Source organism: Mycobacterium sp. FW102-FHT13B02 (assembly GCF_058790275.1).
Window position 1 is genome coordinate 164,156 of the sequence record NZ_JBYTCM010000007.1, and the last position, 17,203, is coordinate 181,358.

The 17,203-nt window shown below is 63.7% G+C and carries 15 protein-coding genes and 1 pseudogene; 8 read left to right on the forward strand and 8 right to left on the reverse strand.

Annotated elements, in window-relative coordinates:
* From AC3WTE_RS14840 to AC3WTE_RS14850, 3 genes are all read left to right on the forward strand, one after another.
* Window positions 1-625, forward strand: a 625-nt coding sequence (locus tag AC3WTE_RS14840; RefSeq protein WP_492438575.1) for a DUF302 domain-containing protein, incomplete at its 5' end; no start/stop codon positions are given.
* A complete protein-coding gene (locus tag AC3WTE_RS14845) occupies window positions 622-1,392 on the forward strand; it encodes a hypothetical protein (protein ID WP_205895718.1) in 771 nt (256 codons plus the stop codon). The genes AC3WTE_RS14840 and AC3WTE_RS14845, both read left to right, overlap by 4 nt.
* Window positions 1,393-1,664: 272 nt before the next feature.
* Complete coding sequence (locus AC3WTE_RS14850) at window positions 1,665-2,519, forward strand: alpha/beta fold hydrolase (protein WP_165682377.1); 855 nt, start codon at window positions 1,665-1,667, stop codon at window positions 2,517-2,519.
* A 37-nt stretch (window positions 2,520-2,556) separates the two neighbouring features.
* Here the strand turns inward: AC3WTE_RS14850 and AC3WTE_RS14855 are convergent, their stop codons facing one another.
* Window positions 2,557-3,339: an MlaE family ABC transporter permease gene (locus AC3WTE_RS14855; protein ID WP_492438804.1), complete on the reverse strand. Its 783-nt coding sequence runs from the start codon at window positions 3,337-3,339 to the stop codon at window positions 2,557-2,559.
* A gap of 465 nt (window positions 3,340-3,804) precedes the next feature.
* On the opposite strand from AC3WTE_RS14855, the gene lnt reads away from it, so the two are divergent.
* Window positions 3,805-5,481, forward strand: coding sequence for an apolipoprotein N-acyltransferase (lnt, locus tag AC3WTE_RS14860; protein ID WP_165682375.1), 1,677 nt, complete (start codon window positions 3,805-3,807; stop codon window positions 5,479-5,481).
* Here lnt and AC3WTE_RS14865 read toward each other — a convergent pair.
* Together AC3WTE_RS14865 and AC3WTE_RS14870 are read right to left on the reverse strand one after the other, a co-directional pair.
* Entirely contained in the window at window positions 5,440-6,378 is a 939-nt protein-coding gene (locus AC3WTE_RS14865; RefSeq protein WP_165682374.1) for a M56 family metallopeptidase, read from the reverse strand. The genes lnt and AC3WTE_RS14865 overlap by 42 nt on opposite strands.
* Window positions 6,375-6,749: a BlaI/MecI/CopY family transcriptional regulator gene (locus AC3WTE_RS14870; protein ID WP_165682373.1), complete on the reverse strand. Its 375-nt coding sequence runs from the start codon at window positions 6,747-6,749 to the stop codon at window positions 6,375-6,377. The genes AC3WTE_RS14865 and AC3WTE_RS14870 overlap by 4 nt, the downstream gene beginning before the upstream one ends.
* Before the next feature lie 298 nt (window positions 6,750-7,047).
* Here AC3WTE_RS14870 and ripB point away from each other — a divergent pair, with 298 nt between their 5' ends.
* Window positions 7,048-7,683 carry an NlpC/P60 family peptidoglycan endopeptidase RipB gene (gene ripB, locus AC3WTE_RS14875; RefSeq protein ID WP_165682411.1) on the forward strand — a complete coding sequence of 212 codons (636 nt, stop codon included), beginning with the start codon at window positions 7,048-7,050 and terminating at the stop codon, window positions 7,681-7,683.
* A gap of 14 nt (window positions 7,684-7,697) precedes the next feature.
* On the opposite strand, the gene AC3WTE_RS14880 is transcribed toward ripB, so the two are convergent.
* Together AC3WTE_RS14880 and AC3WTE_RS14885 are read right to left on the reverse strand one after the other, a co-directional pair.
* Window positions 7,698-8,918, reverse strand: coding sequence for a L,D-transpeptidase (locus AC3WTE_RS14880; protein ID WP_165682410.1), 1,221 nt, complete (start codon window positions 8,916-8,918; stop codon window positions 7,698-7,700).
* A gap of 271 nt (window positions 8,919-9,189) precedes the next feature.
* Window positions 9,190-9,399 (reverse strand): annotated as a pseudogene (locus AC3WTE_RS14885) (L,D-transpeptidase); the annotation flags it as partial.
* A gap of 846 nt (window positions 9,400-10,245) precedes the next feature.
* Between AC3WTE_RS14885 and AC3WTE_RS14890 the strand changes: the two are divergent.
* The gene (locus AC3WTE_RS14890; RefSeq protein WP_492438806.1) at window positions 10,246-10,404 is read left to right on the forward strand and encodes a DUF1942 domain-containing protein; all 159 of its coding nucleotides are present in this window, start codon (window positions 10,246-10,248) and stop codon (window positions 10,402-10,404) included.
* A 491-nt stretch (window positions 10,405-10,895) separates the two neighbouring features.
* Here AC3WTE_RS14890 and AC3WTE_RS14895 read toward each other — a convergent pair whose 3' ends face one another.
* From AC3WTE_RS14895 to AC3WTE_RS14905, 3 genes are all read right to left on the reverse strand, one after another.
* Window positions 10,896-11,339, reverse strand: coding sequence for an ASCH domain-containing protein (locus AC3WTE_RS14895; RefSeq protein WP_165682372.1), 444 nt, complete (start codon window positions 11,337-11,339; stop codon window positions 10,896-10,898).
* Window positions 11,309-12,844, reverse strand: coding sequence for a GNAT family N-acetyltransferase (locus tag AC3WTE_RS14900; RefSeq protein ID WP_205895710.1), 1,536 nt, complete (start codon window positions 12,842-12,844; stop codon window positions 11,309-11,311). The genes AC3WTE_RS14895 and AC3WTE_RS14900 overlap by 31 nt, the downstream gene beginning before the upstream one ends.
* Before the next feature lie 196 nt (window positions 12,845-13,040).
* Window positions 13,041-13,331 (reverse strand): helix-turn-helix domain-containing protein, encoded by a 291-nt coding sequence (locus tag AC3WTE_RS14905; RefSeq protein WP_165682371.1) that lies wholly within the window; start codon window positions 13,329-13,331, stop codon window positions 13,041-13,043.
* 340 nt (window positions 13,332-13,671) lie between these two features.
* Between AC3WTE_RS14905 and AC3WTE_RS14910 the strand changes: the two genes are divergently transcribed.
* Together AC3WTE_RS14910 and AC3WTE_RS14915 are read left to right on the forward strand one after the other, a co-directional pair.
* Window positions 13,672-14,853 (forward strand): AAA family ATPase, encoded by a 1,182-nt coding sequence (locus tag AC3WTE_RS14910; RefSeq protein WP_165682370.1) that lies wholly within the window; start codon window positions 13,672-13,674, stop codon window positions 14,851-14,853.
* Window positions 14,854-15,127: 274 nt separating this feature from the next.
* A complete protein-coding gene (locus AC3WTE_RS14915; protein ID WP_240919539.1) occupies window positions 15,128-17,203 on the forward strand; it encodes a S8 family serine peptidase in 2,076 nt (691 codons plus the stop codon).

Here is a 17,203-nt window from a genome sequence, read left to right on the forward strand (position 1 = left end):
CCCCAGCATGGGCAAGATGTTCTTCCAAATGAACCCGGCGATCGGCACGGTGTTGCCGCTGCGGATCCTGGTCTGGGCTGGCGATGACGGCAAGGCGCACGTCAGCTACTTCGACCCCAAACCGTCCTTCGCGGCGGTCGACCCCAAGCTCGCCGACGGCGGCCAGAAGATGTCCGACGCGGCGGCCATGCTCACCAAAGCGGCCACCGGCGGCGGCATGGGCCACCCGTCGGCACCTCAGGCCCTGACGCTGAAAACCGTTGATGCTCGAGGCAGCTTTGATGACGCGCTCAATGCGCTCAAGGCGGCGGTGTCCTCGAACGGCATGATGATTCTCGGGGATCTTGATCAGGCCGCGGCACTCAAGCCGACCGGGCTGAATCTGGCTGGCGCGCATACCTTCTTCGTCGGTAACCCCAGCATGGGCAAGATGTTCTTCCAAATGAACCCGGCGATCGGCACGGTGTTGCCGCTGCGGATCCTGGTCTGGGCCGGCGATGACGGCAAGGCGCACGTCAGCTACTTCGACCCCGCGCCGATGTTTGCCGCGGTTGATCCGAAGCTGGCTGATGGCGGCCAGAAGATGTCGCAGGCCGCGGCCATGGTCGCCGGCGCCGTCGCGTGACCGCACGGCACGGCCCGGCCGCGTTGTGGAGGATCATCGCGGAGCTGGCGGCCACCGGCATCGTGATGGCGGCCGCTGCGGTCGGTGGTGCCGAACTGTTCGCGCTCGCCGCCACCGAGCGGTGGACTTTTCAGTCGCTGCTGCTGCACGTCGGGGTTCCCGCCGCGGTCGTCGTCGTGTTGGTGCTCGCGCTGGCCGTCGCCGCCGGCTGGCGGCGGCTGGCGCGGGGCATCATCGTCGGAGCGGCCGCTGGAGTACTGGCCACGATCGGGTTGGAGGTGGTGCGCTACAGCGGGTTTCGGATCTTTCACACCATGCCCGGCGACTTGCCGATGCTGATGGGGATCAAGGCGACCGGCCGCATCATGGTCGGCCCGAGCACCAGCTCGACGATCCTGGGCTACCTCGACCATTACTGGAACGGGGCCCTGTTCGGGGTGATCTTCGCGCTGATCATGGGCGGTTTCCCGGCGGGCAAGATGTGGGCGGCGTCGCTGATCGGTATGGGCTACGGACTCGTGCTCGGCTACGGCTTTGTCAGCGGTCCATTGCCGCGCTCGCTCGGGATCGGCGGCATCTTCGCCACGGTGAGCGTGTCTGAATTTCAGACCACGGTGTACCTCGCGCACGCGGTGTTCGGGGCGATTCTCGGGTTACTGGTGTACCGAGGGGCCCGCGGGCTCCCGCCGTTGTGGTCGGTGCTCGGGGAGCTGCAGCGCGCCGTGGTCGCCGGCTTGACCAGGAGGCCAGCGAACCCCGCCGGCTAGGGTTTGTGGCTACAGCTCTCATGCGTTGTGGCTACAGCTCTCATGCGCGGGATGCCGCTGCCGGCGCGCCGGCAGCGGCATCCCGCTGCGGCTATAGCGGACGTCCCCAACCCAACGGTGCGGCCCGATCGGCGGTGCCCTGGGCCGCTGACGAACCCGCACGTACCACCAAGCCCGCGGCGCCTGCCGGTCAACGACCGGCGGGACGACCGCAGTGTCAGTTCAGAGACAATGCCCTTGCCGCCGTAGCCGCGGTTGGCCACAGTGAGCCGATGATCGACTTCACGCCTTCTGCTGAGCTATATCCGTTCCAGTCCCGGTTTTTCGAAAGTTCAGCGGGCCCAGTGCATTACATCGACGAAGGTCAGGGACGACCGATCATCATGTTCCATGGCAATCCGACGTGGAGTTTCCTGTACCGCGACATCATTCGGGGCTTGCGTGGGCATTTTCGTTGTGTGGCCGTCGATCTGCCCGGTTTCGGGCTCTCTGACCGACCCGTCGGATACGGCTATACCCCGGCCGAGCACGCCCGAATCGCAACCGAGCTCGTCAACGGTCTCGATCTGCGCGATGCGATCGTGATGGCACACGACTGGGGCGGACCGGTCGGACTCGGCATGGCCGTATCGGTGCCTGCTCGCGTCACTGGGTTGGTGCTCGGGAACACCTGGTTCTGGCCGCTGGATTTTCGAGCGCGCGCATTCAGCGTGATCATGTCCAGCGCGCCCCTGCAATGGCTCCTCCGGCATCGCAATGTCTTCGTCGACGTCGCGCTCAAACATGCGGTGACGCGCACGCTCACTCCGGCCGAGATGCAGCACTATCGGGCCGTACAGCCTACGGCTGCGGCCCGCGTGGGCCTCGCAGAGTTTCCGCGGCAACTACGGGCCGCTGACCCGTGGCTGGCCGAGCTGGCCGCCGCGGTCCCGCGCGTCCTGGGCGACCGGCCCCTGCTGATCACCTTCCCGATGCGCGACGCGCTCTTTCGCTATGAACAGGTGGTTCCGCGCATGCGGGCGGCGTTCCGCGATGTCGACGTCGTACAGCTTTACGGTGCTAAACATTTCTTCCAGGAGGATGCCGCTGATCGGGTCGTGGCGGCGGTCATGCACCGGTTCGGATGAGTCCACACGCGTGCGATGACGGGAACCGCAGGTGTTGCTATCCCGCCACCGTCCCGAACTTGACACCGATGGTGGTGAGCACCACGTTGACCGCGAACAGCGCGATGACGCTGAGCACCAGCGTTTCATTGACCGCGGTGCCGACACCCTTGGACCCACCGGACACGGTCAGGCCGCGGTAGGTGCCGACCAGGCCGGCGATGAGACCGAAGGTGGTGGCCTTGACGACGGAGATCACCACTTCGGGGAAACCGGTTAGCAGCGTGAGGGTCGAGACGTAGGCGCCGGCGTTGACGTTCTGGATGTACACGCCGAAGAAGTAGCCACCGACCAGACCGATGACGATCACCGCGCCGTTGAGCATGAAGGCCACGAACGTGGAGGCGACCACCCGGGGCACCACCAGCCGCTCGATCGGATCGATACCCAGCACCTCCATGGCGTCGATCTCTTCACGCACGGTCCGGGCGCCCAAGTCTGCGCAAATGGCCGTCGAACCCGCGCCGGCGACCACCAGCACCGTCACCAGCGGGCCCAGCTGCGTGACAGCACCCAGGGCCGCGCCGGCGCCGGAGACGTCGGCCGCGCCGAACTCCGCGAGGAGGATGTTCAGTGTGAAGATGATGAGCACCGTCAGCGGGATGGAGACCGCCAGCGTGGGCAGGAAGGCCACCCGGATCAGGAACCAGCTCTGAAGGACGAACTCCTTCCACTGAAAAGGTCTTGTCGCCAAGGCTTTAAAGGTGAGAATGCTCATCTTCACAAAGCCCCCGACCACCGTCAGCGGCTTGTCCAGCTGGTCCTTGAGATACCCCAGCATCGAGTCGTCAGAGGCCGCCATCAGTCGAGCCTTCCTGGACGGGAAGCGGCCATGCCGCCGGATTCGTGCGCCACGCGATGACGGGTTGACCCGTCGGCAATGGCCAACACTCGCTGCGTCCAGGAGGGGTGAGCATCCGCGAAGGATGCCGCCCACAGCGGACCTTCGCTAGCGATGTGTCCGCAAGGTGACAATGTTTCACGCCAGCGCGGACGGCTCTGGCACCCTTGGACACCGTAGTGCCGTCGCGTGCTCCTGCAACCGGTCGTCCCTACCCCTTCGGCCGGTTGCAGGCCATACCGCCAGACGATTGGGCGACCGATGCCGACCAATTCTTCGCGCAGTCAACGTAACTCGTGCACCGACCGCCACCGACGTACATTCGGCGCCATCGAGGAAGCGTAGGCCAACGCCGCCACCTGCGGTTCGGCACGGCGGCATCTACGTACCAGTACCGTAGGTCGCGTGAGATCGGACCCGCCATCCCAGCAATGTCCCGACGCGGGCGGCGCAGCCCGAAATGTAGCGAGCCGGCCCACGCTGAGGCGAATCACCGTCAGTGCGGGTGCGGGGCTGCTGCTGTACGCGAGCTTCCCGCCCGTGAACTGGTGGTTCACCGCGTTCATCGCCTTCGCACTGTTGGGTTGGGTCCTGACCGGCGAATCCATCAGCGCCACCAGTGGATTCGGCTATGGCGTGGTGTTCGGTGCAGCCTCCTACGCGGCGCTGCTGCCGTGGGTCGGCGCGCTCGTCGGTGCAGCGCCGTGGCTGGCTCTGGTGGTGTTCTGCGCGGTGTTTCCCGGCATGTTCGGTGCATTGGCCACCGTTGTTCGAGGCCGGCCCGGCTGGCCACTGTGGCTCGCCGGTGTGTGGGCCGGCGTCGAATGGCTCAAATCCACCGTCCCATTCGGCGGTTTTCCTTGGGGGATTGTCGGTTTCGGGCAGACGAGCGGCCCACTGCTGCCATTGGCGCGGCTCGGCGGCGCGCCGCTGCTGTCGTTCGCGGTGGTGCTCGGTGGATTCAGCGTGACGGCCATCGCCGTGGCGATACGCCGGTGGCGCCCTCCTGGGCGGCGTTCACTCTCGCCTTTCCCCGCGGTGGAGCTTCCCGGCTTGTGTCTCTGTGCGATAGCGCTGGGCGTGGCGGTGATCTCGCCGGACGTTCAGCGATCAGGGGCCGCCGTCGCCAGCGATACCGCCGTGACGGTCGCGGCCGTGCAGGGCAACGTGCCCCGGCTCGGGCTGGATTTCAACGCGCAGCGCCGCGCCGTGCTGGACAACCATGTCAGCCAAACCCTGCGCCTGGCGGCCGACGTGCGTGCCGGCCGCGCCCGGCAGCCGCATCTGGTGATCTGGCCGGAGAATTCCTCCGACATTGACCCGCTCCGCAACCGCGACGCGGCCCACCAGATCGCCAGCGCCGCACGCGCGATCGGCGCACCCATCCTGGTCGGGGCGGTGTTGATGCACCCGGACTGGACGCCCGATCACCCGGCGACGACCAATACGGTGATCGTGTGGAACCCCGGCGGTGGTCCCGGCGACCGACACGACAAACAGATCGTCCTGCCATTCGGCGAATATCTACCGTGGCGCAGCTTCTTTCGGCACCTGTCGGCCTACGCCGACCGCGCGGGCTACTTTGTGCCCGGGCACGGCAGCGGAGTGGTGCACGCCGCAGGCGTACCGGTCGGGGTCGCCACCTGCTGGGAGGTCGTCTTCGACCGGGCAGCCCGCGAATCGGTGCTCAATGGCGCGCAGCTGCTGGCCGTGCCAACCAACAATGCCACCTTCAACGCGACGATGAGTGAGCAGCACCTAGCCTTCAGTAAGCTACGGGCCGTCGAACACGACCGCTACGTCGTGGTTGCCGGCACCACCGGCATCAGTGCGGTCATCGCGCCCGATGGCCGAGAACTGGCCCGCACCAGGTTCTTCGAACCCGCCTACCTGGACACCCAGGTGGGGCTGAACACCACGCTGACTGCCGCCACCCGCTGGGGACCTCTCCTGCACCTAATGTTGGTAGGTATCGGCGCGACGGCCCTGGTCCTTGGTTGGCTGCAGCGTGGGCGGCGATGGCCGCGGCGAAGACGATCGTTAGCGCTGACAGAGCAGCGCGGCGGCGAAAAGTATTGGTAGAGCAGCGATCGCGGTGACAATGGCAGCGATCGTGAGACGGTGCCGCCATTGACGGCCGGCGGTGGGCGGTGCCGCGAGTCGCCGCGACCGCACCAGTACGGCGCTCTCCGCGGCCCCGAGGACCTCGGCGGGGGCGGGCGCACCGCCGACGAGCGCCAACAGGCCGCGCAGCAGCGGTGCAGCACCGTAGCGGCGCGCGGCACGGTCGTCGGCGCACATCTCCAGCAACGGGGGCACCGCCGCTGCCGCCGCGGCGAACAGCGGCAACCGCGACAGTGTCGTGGCCAATGAGCGCAGGATCGTCAAGAGCAGATGGTGGCGCCCGGACAGGTGCGCTCGTTCGTGGGCCAGGACGGCCGCTAGTTCGGGCGCATCGAGAGCGGTCAGCGCGGCCGATGTGACAACAATGGCCGGGCACCGACCCGCCACACAATAGACGGCCGGCCGGGTGGCCGAAACCACCACCACCCCAGGGACGTTCGTGTGCGTGCCCACAGCCCTGGCCATGATGGCGTGCTGGTAGCTCTGGCGAGTCAACCGCCGCGCCACCAACACGACCCGCCTGGCCCAGCGCACGGTCACGAGATACCCGAATGCCATGGCGGCGATCGCGACCACCCACCCAAGGGCGCCCGGCAGGCCCACGTGGCCGACACGGCCGGCGATCTCAACACACAGTGACGGCACCCGGCCATGGAGTGCATCGCTGAGCACATCGGCGGTGGCGACCGCCAGTGCACCTACCCACGCACCCACAACACTCATCACCGCCACGAGCCACACCACGACGCTCAGGCCCGGTGAAATGACGCTGCGGGTCAGTCTGGCCAGCGGCCGAGGCCCCAACCATGTCGCAACGCAGGCGTAGCCCACCATCAAGATCGCCAGTGTGGTCATCGGCCCGTTCCGTCGATGATTCGCCGCAGCGCCGCCCGCACGCGCGCCGACTGGTTCCTGTCGAGCGTGTGTAGGAAGAACGCCAAGACCAGCTCAGCGTCCCCGCCGTCATCAAACGCCGCATGCATCAATTGGGCGGTGTGCTCCTCGCGTGTGAGAACCGGCCGATACTCGAACGCCTTGCCGACCCGTTCGCGGGTCAACCATCCCTTCTTGTGCAGGTTGTCCATGGTCGACAGCACGGTGGTGTAGGCAATCGGCCGGTCGACACTGAGCTCATCGAAAATGTTGCGTACGGTGGCCGGCTCCGCGCGGCACCACACGCGGTCCATGATGACCGCCTCGAGCTCGCCGAACCCGCGAATTCGCACTCGCTGCCCCCGTCTTTCGTTTCGCACCACGGTCCTGTCTACCGCGTCGACCGCTTCCACCGAAACGGTGAAAGCTAACCCAGTGACGCGCTCCTCCCTGGGCGACACACCGCTCGTTACCGAAGTGATACCCGTGATGATAGTTACTCGTGCGTCCCGTGTGATGTGCGGTGCAGATACATACGTATTAAGTGCGTAGTTGTGTCGCTGCGGGAGGACAACCGTGATCAAAGCCGGACAGTTTGCGCGCCGGACCAGCGTCGTCGCGGGGTTGGTGTCACTGGCGTTGGCCGTGCCGATGTCGGCACATGCCAGCGGCGAGAGCTGGGATCCGTTGCTGCCGATGCGGGCGAGTGCGGGGGCGCCCGGGGATCCCGTGGCCATCGCGAACGCGTCGCTACAGGCCACTACCGCGGCCACCCAGACGGTGATGGATTTGGGGCGCAATTTTTTGGGCAGCCTCGGGTTCGGGTCCCGCGCTAGTGCTTCGGCCCCGGCCTTCACGCCCGGTCGCGGGTACCGAGTGTCGGGCCGGCAGGCGGTCGAGTACGTCATCCGCCGCGAGGCCAGCCAGATCGGTGTGCCGTATTCATGGGGTGGGGGCAGCCTGACCGGACCGAGCCGCGGCGTCGACGACGGCGCCGGCATAGTCGGGTTCGATTGCTCGGGGTTGACCCGCTACGGTTTTGCCGGCGTCGGAGTCCTGCTGCCGCGCTATTCCGGTGACCAGTACAACGCCGGCCGGCACGTTCCCCTGTCTGAAGCCCGCCGGGGCGACATCCTGTTCTGGGGGCCAGGCGGTAGCCAGCATGAAGCCCTCTACCTGGGAGCCGGCAAGATGCTTGAGGCCCAGCAGAACGGGGTACCGGTCAAGTTGTCCCCGGTACGCCGTAGCGGGATGACCCAGTACGTCACGCGGATTATCGAATACTGAAGCAGCACAGAGCCTTATGTCAGCGCGCTGCCGGCCAGCCACTGCGCCCACGGCACGCTCCAATCGCCGTTCTGCCAGACCTGCAGCGGCTCGCCGCCGGTGTTTCGGACCTCCACCACGTCACCCGGCCGGGAAAAATCGTAGAACCACTGGGCGTTATCGGCATTGAGGTTTAGGCAGCCGTGGGACACGTCGGTGTTGCCCTGCGCCCACACGGTGCTGTCAAGCTGATGCAGATAGATCCCATCGGTGCTGATCCTGGTCGCATACTTGATGGATTCCTTGTATCCCAGCCGCGAATTGATCGGTAAGCCATAGGTCGAGGAATCCATCACCACCGGGCTCGCCTTGTCCATCACCGTGTAGGTGCCGCGCTGAGTCCAAAACGAGATATCCTTGCCGGCAATGGTTTCCGTTCCCCCTCGGCCCATCGAGGTCGGCATGGTGCGCACCAGAGTATTCCCGTCGTACACCTGAACCTGTTTGGTGGCGTCGTCGGCGATCGACACGTGCGCGTCGCCGATCTGGAAGCCGACGTGGCTGTCCTCCTGCCCGTACAGGCCATCTCCGAGCTGCGCGCCGAAAATGTTGGCTGCAGCGGTGACGACGGTGCCCGGCGCGTAATAGTGCTCAGGTCGCCAGTGCGCATTCTGATCGTCCAGCCAGTACCAGGATCCTGGTACTGGCGGGGAGGTCGTCACCGACAACCGTCGTTCGGCAGCGACACGGTCGCTGATTCGTTCATCAAAATGAGCGACAACCACCACCCCGATACCGTAGGTAGCCCCATCGGTCAGTGCCGTCCCCGCCGTAGTGGTCAGGTACGCCTTGGTTTGGTTGCGCGGCGTGAGCGTCGAAAAAGTCGACACCTGCGTTCGACGCACCCCGTCGCTTCCAGCCCCTGTGGCCGTCACCGTGTAGGTGCGCCCGTAGACCAGCGGGACTGCCGGTTTCCACGTGAGGTGGTCCGGCGTCATGATCCCACCGATGCGATCACCCCGGTCCGAGAGCATCACGACATCGGCGAGTGTTCCCGCTGTGGCGGTCACCGCCACAGCGCTCAGCGGATCCACCTCACCGACCCCGTCCAGTGGAGTGATGGCCATGGCCGGCGGCACCGATGGCGCGACCGATGTGGACGGTGTCGCGGTGCCTTGGCTGCCGCGGAATCCGGTGCCGGAACCGGTGAACGAGTACACGATGATCGTCACGCCGACAACCATTGCGAGCACCATCAGCCACGGCACCGCTACCCTCGCGTCCTCGGTGTCGCTGCCGGTACGACGGCAGCCGCAACCGGGAGCGCTTCGCGTGACGATCCCCACGGCCACGCCCATGATCACCAACGCCACACCCAACCACAAATTTGGATCTCGGTAATCGAACATCACAACGCCTCTCCGAATGCTTCGCCGATCAACGGGGTCTGGGCCACTGCTCCTGGTGTCATCGCGCAGTGCCGGCAAGACGGGCGCAGGAAGTCAGCGATGGTGTGGCAGAACGTGTTTAGCGCTGCCAGTCGTCCGTTCCATCGTTCTGGTTGTAGATGCCGACAGAGTTCTTGACCACCACCGGGTCGCCGCGTTGCACATTGTCGATGAACCACTTCGCATTGGCGGGGCTAATGTTGATGCAGCCGTGGCTGACGTTGCGCTTGCCCTGATCGGACAGCGACCACGGGGCTGCGTGCACAAAAATGCCGGTGTTCGAGATCCTGGCCCCCGACAGGCCCGGCAGCCCTCACCAACCCCGGGCCGGCAGTGGAGTCTGTACCGCCCGGGACCGCGACGTCGGCCGTCGGCACCGCCAAATCCGTTGCCGCATCGACCCCAGGTGGCGGATCAACCGCCCGCTGATTCGGGTCCGCCGCCCCTGCGGGGGACAGCGCAACCGCTACACAACACACGGTGAGCACTAGCAACCCCGCACGATGGAGCCACCCACCCCGTGCACCAACCCACATGGACGCCACCATAAACCTCCGTACTTACTACGTACTTACCGACTACTTTAATGGGCCCCCGCCTGCGCGCAATGCTCGCTGGCGCCGAAGCGGCCTGCAGAGATGCGGCAATGGCAATCACCACGGGAAGCAATGTCGCTGGGTACCTTGAATATTCGGAATCAGCGGCCTCATGGCCTGCTGGCGCGAGTAGCAGACGTCGCATCCCAATCCAAGCGACGGGAAACCTGAGGGCGCACATGGCCGAAGTCTCCGCACCATGATCACGTCGAACTCTGCTGGCGAAAGCGATGTCGTGGCCGCGGCGCCGGGTTCGAGCAGGGCACACCGCATCGCGCTGCGCCCGTATCGCGGGGGCAGGCCCATGGTCCGCGTAGGGGGCATCTTGTGTTGAGCTCATGGAGTCGGTACATCGCGGATGGTCCTTTTCACGAGGGCAAATGGTGTCGAGAGCGCACAAGCTGTCACCCTCGAACTATGGGTGTGATCCAGTGCCTGCGCCGTCACACTGTCAGCTGACCGACACTGCCTGCCGCGATTCGGTGGCTCAGCGGTCTGCGTGGACCATCGGTCAGTGAGGTCCGCATGCGCACCGATCAATTTCGCCGGCTCGGGCAAACTCGCGTGCCATAGGCGGAGCAACGGTCGGCAAAGGTCATGTATCGACCGACCCTGTCTGCTTCGACGTCGCCGGGCGGTTGCCAACCACCGTTGCATTGAGCAGCGGCATGCACGCCATCGCGTTCTGGATGTCCTAAGCGCCGTTTCGGACGGACAGGCGCCGGCGCCGATAATCCGACTGGGCCCCATGGCGTGGCAATCGAAGTCGGCCCAGCCCCGGCAGGGATTGTTACCCGTCCAGCCGGGCACGGCGTCGGCCCGGACGGAACATGGTCACCTCAAAGACAATTCGTTCACACCCATCTTGGGATGAAACCTACTGTGTCCCTAGGGAACTCGCACAGACCATAGGCACCCGAAGTGACCGGGCACCTGGCGTATCAGGTGCTGGGTTGTCGGTTCACCGCATACTGATTCCGACCTAACTTTGATAGAGGATTAACTAGAGCGAGCACCCCGTGCAGAAGTACGACGCGGCCGACGTACGACCAGCCAGTCGTGTATCCCGATCTTCGGTGGCTGCTACCAGGTGGGGCTCAGCGGGACACTGGCCGAAACAGTCGACACCTAGGTTGAAGGAAACTGTTGTGCTGCAACATGACGTAGCTGCGGCCTCCTATGGATCGATTCAGGCCCGAGCGAGTTGATGATGTGTTCTCGCGTTCTGGTGATCAGAGGGTGGACTCACGTACGCGAAGCTCTGCGGCGGCACCCCCGACGGCAGGAGTTCAGATATCGCCAGTGGCGTTTCAAGGCGGACGGCAGCTCTGATGCCGATGCCTGCGCCGGAGGCGCTTCCGGCGTAGTACCGATCGAAGTCGACGCGGTCGATGCACCCGACTTTGGAAAACTTGCGCCAAAGTACTTGTGGTGCAGCCGTAATGGTGCGTTCGACCTCGAAGTACCCAATGATCCGTTGCACTGGCGCGGTGGCGTACACCCACACGCGGGTCACGTCGTCGGCGAGCGGCCGCTTACGAAACTCGACCCGTTTGCGTCCGTCCATGATGGCTTCGGCGAACCGGGGATGTACAGATAGAACTACCTGTCGGCCAGTTGTTGGTGAACCCATTGGGTGCCAACCTCCTTCACCTTGGTTACCGTTTGCGGCGGACCGTTAAGCACGCCATTGGCAATGAGCTCTGAGTCGGTCCACGGTGGCTCGACGTCACGATCCTTACGAAACAGCAGGATAAGTACACCGCGGGAATGTGTTGCGAGCTCTGAGATGTCGTCGGTGCCGTAGACCGTGCGCCCCGCAACAAGATTGAGCACTTCATCCGGGGCGGAGGTGCGGTGTGTGCGCTCCACGACGCCGACAACTGAAACGACCTGCAGGCCCGACCGGTAGAACAGGATTACATCGCCCGGGCGCACCTGCTTCGTTGGCGCGTTGCACAAGTAGGCTTTTCGTAACGCGTTCCCCCACGGTCGTGTCGCTTGGCCGGCGATGTCGGGGAAAGTGAGCTGGTCTCCGACTGCATCGGATGCGCACTCGGGGAAGAGCTGATCATGCCAGTGCGCGCGAATCGGGATGACGAACACCGAGGCATCCGTCGAGATAGCCGGTGGCCCATATCTAATGTGGTAGTCGAGCGGCGGCAGGCTCTTGTCGCGCGGCTGAAAGCTTTTGAGCAGAACGAGTTCGCCGCGCGCGGACTGCGCGCCCTCGACGTAGCCGAATTGCCCCAAGAAGTCGATAAGCGGCTGGTGGTGCGGCCACACCTCGACATACGCGCTGCCGACTCCATGATCATAGTGCGACCGCAGCACTGCCTTCAGCAGCAATTCTCCGTACCGCGATCCTGAAAACTGTTCAGCAACTTTGAATGTGGAGATTTTCGACACCGGCTGCGTGAATGGGTAGGCGCAGTCAGACTCATTGATCTTCACGATCGCGATGGCCGCATAGGTCCCATCGGCCTCCTCGATGACGAAACACTCGCGATTCGACGAGTCGGCCTGAACCTTGGCGATCCAGTCATCGAAGTCCGGCTGGTACTCGATTCGAAGGCTGTCGAAGATGTCTTGTTCGAGGTCTAACGCATATGGTGGCAGCACTGTGACTCGCGGCGGAGGTGGCGCGATCGACGGTTCGAATCCCTCAAGCATCGCGGCCGCATCGGCCAAGGTAAGGACCCGGTCGCCGACGCCGATACGTTTCGCTCGTTGCCCGAGGCGAACATCATCGCTTACAAGGAAATTCACGGCATTCGAATTCAGCGCCGCCAGAATCCTTCTGTCCCGGTGGTCGTTGCTGTCCAATTCGACAGGGCCGAGCTCGTTACTGATCGTTGAGCTGATCGGTGACTCGGCCAGCAGGTCGAACTTCTTGAGTTCGGCCATCCGCTGTTGCACGCGAGTCGGATCGGATCCCTCGGCGAGTTCGTCGCGGCTTGCAGGGTGAACAAAGACGTGATGCCCTTGCTTCATTGCAAGTCGGACGAAGGTCGCGGCCGGGGTCATACCAGCTTCCATTTGGCCGGCATACGGCTCCAACGCGATAATGACGTTGGTATCCAGCAGAAACCGAGTGGGAGCCGTTGAGCTGTTGGTATTGACGCGCTCGTCGGCCACAGCTGGATTATCGGTTTTGGACGCCGTGTTTCTGCAGCGTGACACGCGCCATCCGGCACCGGATTTCCGCGAACGATATCGGCGGAGCCCGTGTTGGTGGGTGGCCGCGCTAGTCGGGGTCTGTTTCGGAGAGGGGTATCCGCGCACCGAACTGCCGGCAACAGGGTGTGCGGTTATCCGGTATCCCGCACCGTGATTAGGGGGTCGGCGCATCGTCATGCTCGGACCACGTGTCGGCGAGAGTGTTGGCGAGGGACCAGAAGTCGGATTCGTTGCGCGAGTAGTTGCCGCGGCGCGATGTTGCGTTGAGCAGGCCGATCGCGGTGAGTTTCTTGAGTTCCTTCGAGCAGGTCGCCGACGAGACATCGGTGATCGACGCTAGTTGACCCGTGGTGAACTCCGGCTTGGGGAACCGACTGATGGCACTCCAGAGGCGTATTGCCTCAAACCTGCCCGTCAGGACTCGGGACCGCGCGTCGATGTCCATGGTTCCAATTCCAACATGCTAATTTCCAATATAGAAACTAGCATCGTAGACCGGGGTGCGAGCTCGTGACAACGCGGTGGGGTGCGACACCTACAGCGGGTGTTTGCGGTGATGTGACCGATGTTTCAAAGGGAAGTGATGTGACTGGTGTTGCCGGCGGAGTGCAGTTCGCCACGACACGTAGTCGTCGTGCGGCCGTCACCGCACGTCAACGTGACTTGTCGGACCCCGGGTTCATGATTAATCCAGCGGGAATCGCACCGCGGTGGCAAGATCGGCCGATACGTCACCGAGACTTGCCGGGTTCGCGATCGATATCGACACATGTCAGGATGGGCGAGTGGCAACTGCACAAGTAGGCGGCATCAGAGCTTTCCGCGCGGAACTGGACACGCAGTCTGCGGAGTTCGTCGACGCTGTCACCGCCGGCTTGCGGGGCCACCCGGCGCGGATGCAGCAGATGCTCGGTCGAGTGCTCCGTCGTCCGCCGACTGCACTGACCACCAATCCAGCCTTGTTGGAAAGTTTGCTCGCCGCCGTGTCAACGATCACCGCTCCAGCTGGCCCAACGGCGGTGCACGACGACGGCGGCCTATCGCAGTGGGCAGGTCCGCGACGCGTTCCTGGCCACCGGTTCCAGCTGCCGCACGATCAACCGGAAGTAGAACTGCCGGAGAGTCTGGCCTGGGACGACGCCGACCTCGCTGACCCCGTGCTGGATACCTCCGTCCAGCGGTTGTTGGCTTCGATTGTTGCGGAGTACCGCAGCGAGTCCCTCAAGTCCCTCGGCATCCCAGCTACCCGCACGCTTCTGCTGACCGGTGACCCGGGAACCGGCAAGACGATGACCGCACGATGGATCGCCGCACAGCTGGGCCGGCCGCTGCTACGGCTGGACCTGGCCGCGGTGATGAACAAACAACTCGGCCGAAGCAGCCAAAACCTCGTCGCTGCACTGGAATCGGCTGCTGATACGGACGCGGTGCTGTTCATCGACGAATTCGACGCGATCGGCAGCGCTCGATCGAGCAGCTCCGATATCGGTGAAATCCGGCGCCTGGTCAATGTTTTGCTGCTCGCGCTGGATAGCTGGCCCGAAAATCACCTGTTGGTCGGTGCCACCAATCACCCCCAGCTGCTGGATGCGGCGGTGCACAGGCGATTTGAGGTCGCGGTATGCCTGCCTAAACCCACAAAGGCTGCGCGCGAACGAATCTGGCAGACTCACATCCCGGCCCTGTCGGATTCGGACGCGGCACTGGTGGCGTCGATGTCCGACGACTGGTCGGGCTCAGACATCGCAACGTACGCACTGCGAATCCGGCGAGCGGCGGGAATGCAGAACCGGGCGCCGAAGCTCTCCGATGTCCTGGAGTTGTTCAGCCTCAATGGTTTCGACTGCGCAGATCAACCCGGGGTCATCGAGGCTCTTGCTGATCGCGGCTATTCACAACGCAAGATTGCTTCGGTGGTTGGCGTCAGCCACACCACCGTGCAAAATAAGATCAGAAATCGGCGGTGAAATCCGCATCGCGCTCTAAGCTGAGCCGATGACCTCCAGCGTGGGTGGCGACTTCGGCAATCCGCAGTTCGATCCAGCGGCTAACAGGCCACTTCTTGTGAGGGGCGAGACCCTCAAGCTCGACGTCAGTCCCCCCTCATCGGGTGGTGGGAAGGAATGGCCTGTATCCCTTGCCGATGCCGCTGCACGAGTAGTATCCCAAGCAGCTTCTGCCGCAGAGGTTTTGACGTCCATCGACGGTCGGTATATCGGTGGGCGGCCCATCTTGGAGATCGTGCTGCACGAGTATGCGCTGGCAGCCTCGTGGTATCCGAAGCAACTCTTCAAGCAATGTGGATTTGTGCACGTAGGCTCTGCGGTCCGCAACAACGAACGAACGGTGTATGTTGCCACCCCTGATAACGGTCTGCAGACGCTGCAGCAGATCGCGCTGGACTCGGCTACGGCATCGGGAAAAATTCAAGACGGCATACAGGCTGTCAACACCATCAGTGTCGCTCATGGTGCGCAACGTGATCAGGAGCCGACCGATGATCAAGAACAGGTGCTCGTCGAGATTGTGCTGCACGGACAACCTGACAATACCGGCGCGCCCTCGCCGGCCGGTGAGGCCATTGTCGAAAGCGTCAGAGCCTTGGTTTCTGCATCGGGCGGAACGATCGAGGACGCGTGGATTAGGAACAGCGACACAGCAACATTCATCCCGGCCAGGGTCGGTAGTGAGGGCTTGCGAGAAATCCTGAACCACAACTCGGTACGGCTGTGCCAACCAATGCCACAGTTGCGACAGTTACCGACGCCGATCCCCATGGATCATCTGCCGCTGGAGTTCCAACGGGCGGGTCCAGCTGCGAGTACGGGTGTACCGCCACTAAAGGTGGCCGTCTTCGACGGCGGCGTTGAAGACGACAGTGATATCTGGCAGGGCAGGGTCGTTGGATGTGAAATCGGTACGCCAACACCGACTGTGGCCAGCAGAGCTCACGGCGCCTTGGTGACCAGTGCGATGCTCTACGGTCACCTCACCGGCCAGGTTTTGCCACCGCCGGCCAACGTGGACATCACTCATTATGCGGCGATCCCGCAGGCTGGCCGCGAGCACGACCTGCAGATGTACTGGCTGCTGGACACCATCGCAGATGTGGTGCGCAACAATGAATTCGATGTGGTACTCGTGTGCATCGGTCCTGATTTGATTGTGACCGATGACCATATTGACCGCTGGACATCCACCATCGACCAACTGTCGTTTGAGCACGATGTGCTGTTTGTCGTCGCTGCGGGGAACAATGGCGATCTGGACGCAGTCACTGGCCTGAATCGGGTTCTTGTCCCAGCCGACACGGTCAACGGCATCACCGTCGGAGCGACCGGCAGCCCGGCCGGTAACACTGGAGCTTCCTATAGCGCCAAAGGTCCAGGTCGCACTGCAGCACAAATTCTGCCTACCGGCATCGCGTTTGGCGGGTCGGAGGCGGAGCCGTTTGTGGCCGTGGACAACGACGGAACCCCGCTGCAGTTCAAGGGAACAAGTTGTGCGGCACCACTGGTCGTGCACGGATTGGCCAGGGCCGCTAGCCGTTTGGGGTTGGACTACCGGACCTCGACGGTGTTGCGGTGCTGCGCTGTTCATTTCGCGGAGACCTCCAGAGGTCAGGAGCACGACCATGTCGGATATGGCCACCTGCCGTCGGACTACCCCGAGATCGACTACAACGAATCACACATCGTGCACGTCCTGTACGAAGGCCAAACAGTCCGTGGCGAAGTCGACGTTCTTGCCCTCCCGATGCCCGAGGGGATGCCTGCGCCGGTCGATATACGGATCACGCTTGTGTCTACATCGGAAGTCAACGCCACTGACGCCGGTGACTATGTCGGTGCAGGATTGGAGGTCGCCTTCCGCCCCGACAACACGGTCTACAAATTCACCTCACCCGCAGGGAAAACCAAAGAGCTCAGCCTGACTCGCGACGCAGAGAAGGTCGCCCAACTGAGGGCCGAAGGTTGGGAGCCGGCGGGTACGCCGATGACACGTAGCTGGAAAGTTCGATCAAAAACCGAAGCCAGCAGACGAGCCAGCGGTAAATGGGAATCGGTGCAAGTCATCGATCACAAGGTTCAAGACGCGGCGCCGGTGCAACCCCAGATCGAGTTGGCACACTACTCGCGCGAGCGCGCGACGATGACAAGCGGTACTGCACCGCTTAGGTGGACCATGCTCGTCACCCTCGAATGTCCGCGCGGAACCGATCTGTACCAGGCGGTGCTAGCCCAATTTCCAACGCTACGGCCGCATGTCATCACGATCGAGCCCGAAGTGGGAACTGACATTGAAGCTGGTGAGTAG